The following is a 2,759-nucleotide window of genomic DNA, read 5'->3' on the forward strand; positions in this document are numbered from 1 at the left end:
CTCTCACTAATAATTCTATAAGTTTCATCTGCATCCTGGTGATGAATTACTCTTGAGTTACCAGTAACATACGCTGTTTCAGGTAGTACATTTAATCCATTTGAACCTGCACAAGTAGTAAATGCCATTGTAGTTTTTATCATTGCCGTAGCAAGAGGGTTTACTTTAGGAAGTACTTTATTAAGTATTGGTGATAAGCCCTTTGCATGGCGTAGTACAAAGCCAAGAGGGCCATCAATAGTTGGTCCAAGGCGCCTAAACATTTCAATTGTGGTATCATTCAATTTAGCTTCAAATGGATCATCTTTCTCTACTGAGGCCATGAATTGTCCAAGTCGTACAAGTGGAGTGTTTTTGCCAGGAACAGATGCATGTCCTCCTTTACCCTTTGCGATAAACTTGAAATTACATGTACCTTTTTCAAGTGTTCCGATCATAGCAAAACGACCCTTAGCACCCTTAAGAGGTTCAGCTTTGATCATACCACCTTCATCGATTAAAAACTGTAAGTGTACATTTTGCTGTTGTAAGTATTTAACAATTTTTGGAGCACCATCACCTGCTATCTCTTCAGTATTTGAAGAAGCAATATATACATCTACATTTGGTCTATAGCCTTCAGAAATTAATTCTTCAAGGGATTGGAAAATACAAAATAGTGCACCCTTTGTATCTACTGTACCACGTCCCCAAACTTTCCCATCAACAATTTTCCCAGAAAAAGGAGGGTAAGTCCATTTTCCAGTTGCTTCAACAACATCTTGATGACTCATGAATAAAATAGGGTCATTGGTTGGTTTGTCAGCTTTCCACTTTAAAAGCATAGCTCCATCAAAAGATTTAAATTCCATAGTTTTAAATACATTTGGAAAGAGTTCTCTTAATACACTCTGAAATGCTTCAAACTTCTCAAGATTTAATTCTCCTCTAACACTTACAGTTTCGACTTGAATCATCTTTGATAGCTTTTCTTCATATTTCATTTTAACATTCCTTTTTTGAAAAATACGTAACTTAGTCCAATTGCAATTGCTCCACATGCAATTAATAAGAAGCTTGTTTGATTAATCATAGATGGAACAATTAAACATAATAATACCATAAATGAGAGAGGAAAAACTGTTATCTTTATACTTTTCTTAAAGTATTGATAACCAAGAGCTCCAAATAGGGCAGGAAGTACGTTATCAAAAGCAGGTTTGATTACTGGGTTTTGAAGTATTGGTGTTAGTGGAATTAGTAATAATACTCCAAGAAAAATTACTAACATAGTTACAAGTGAGCTTGTAGCAACAGAGAGTGTTGAAATAATTTCATTTTCTGTGCTACCTACTTTTGCCCCAGCCATATCTCTTGAGTTAAATGCACAAGGAAGTTTTAAGTTTGTAATGTTTCCTGTTAAAAATGTTAAATAAGAAGCACCTGAACCAAGTAGTGGAACATAGATTAAATACTCAACAATACATGATGGGATATATACAATTAATACAGATACTATTGCTTTAAAAAATGCAGGCCATTCAATTGTACTTCCTGTTACATATGCCATCATAAATGGACATGATAGGAGCATGATTACACCAATTGAAAGCATGGTTTTACCAGTTCTATGTATCTCATTTTGATATTCTTCAAAATTAAATTCTTCATTCATATTTATCCCTCCTTAAAATAAGTTAACAATTACTGCTGAAACCATTCCTGCAAGCATTGCAAGCGATAGAGAAAAGTTTTCAAGCCAAGATGTTGAATACTTCTTTGATAGAAAATCAAAGAGGGCCATAAACAATCCTGAGACTAGTAGGGTAATTAATGGTGTAGCATTTGCTTTAACAAATGCGGTAGCGATGTATGAGCCTACAAATGTAGCACAAAGTCCAATCATCATACCTGTCATTGCGAAATTCGCAAATCCACCATTTGATGATTTCTTACTGCTTTGTGATAACTTGAGTTTTGATGAGTAGCTTTTTAATGTAAATATTGTTAGTAAACACCCCCAAATAATACCAACTATCATTACAAGTAGTATCGTTACAAGATTATTCATTGTTAAAACAGATGAATCGAGTTTAGTACCCATATTCTCAGCTGCAATATTTGCAACTGTTGCTTCATATTGTAAGTTTCCTACAACTGAAAGTCTTAACCATGATGCAGGAACTCCAAGGGACCCAGAAAGAGCTATAACACCAAGTAGTATTGATACTGAAGGAAGGATTGTAAATGCCGCAGATGAAGTTATAGCACCATTTAAAATCTTTCTATCCATTCCAATTTTCAAGCCTGCTTTATAGCTTTTTCGCATAAATACTATACATGTGCTAGCTATAAATAAAAGAATTATTCCAACAATCAAGTACATTGGAAATGAATTAGCTAATTGTAAGTAACTCATAATTAAACTCCTTATTATGGACACTATACATAAAAAATGTCAAAAAAGAAATAATAAGACTATTTTAATGAATTAAAAAAAACAAATAGTGCTCTTATTGCCAAAAGAAAAAGAGAAGATGAGAAAATAATATTCATCATTTTATTGTGCTTTTTATAAAAACTACTAATTAGTGATCCTGCAACTGCCCATACTAAACCACATAAAAAACAGCATAGTGGAATTAATAATACTAATAGCAATTTTACACCTTGTGATTTATTAAGTGTAATTATGTATGTTGATTGAGCACTAACACAAAGAAGAAGTACTTTTACATTTACTATTTGCATTAATAGACCTGTTTTGAAGCCTCCAATAG

The 2,759-nt window shown here is 33.2% G+C and carries 4 protein-coding genes; all 4 read right to left on the bottom strand.

From position 1 onward, the window contains the following. The coding region (locus tag SOY52_RS00835) for a M20/M25/M40 family metallo-hydrolase (protein ID WP_320847089.1) at positions 1 to 983 on the bottom strand (983 nt) is incomplete at its 3' end. Next, complete coding sequence (locus SOY52_RS00840; protein WP_320847090.1) at positions 980 to 1,654, bottom strand: hypothetical protein; 675 nt, start codon at positions 1,652 to 1,654, stop codon at positions 980 to 982. The genes SOY52_RS00840 and SOY52_RS00835, both read right to left, overlap by 4 nt. A gap of 12 nt (positions 1,655 to 1,666) precedes the next feature. Further along, entirely contained in the window at positions 1,667 to 2,398 is a 732-nt protein-coding gene (locus tag SOY52_RS00845) for a DUF5058 family protein (RefSeq protein WP_320847091.1), read from the bottom strand. A 59-nt stretch (positions 2,399 to 2,457) separates the two neighbouring features. Next, the coding region (locus SOY52_RS00850) for a hypothetical protein (protein ID WP_320847092.1) at positions 2,458 to 2,759 on the bottom strand (302 nt) is incomplete at its 5' end.

This window comes from Bullifex sp. (assembly GCF_034103065.1).
GTDB lineage: Bacteria > Spirochaetota > Spirochaetia > Sphaerochaetales > Sphaerochaetaceae > Bullifex.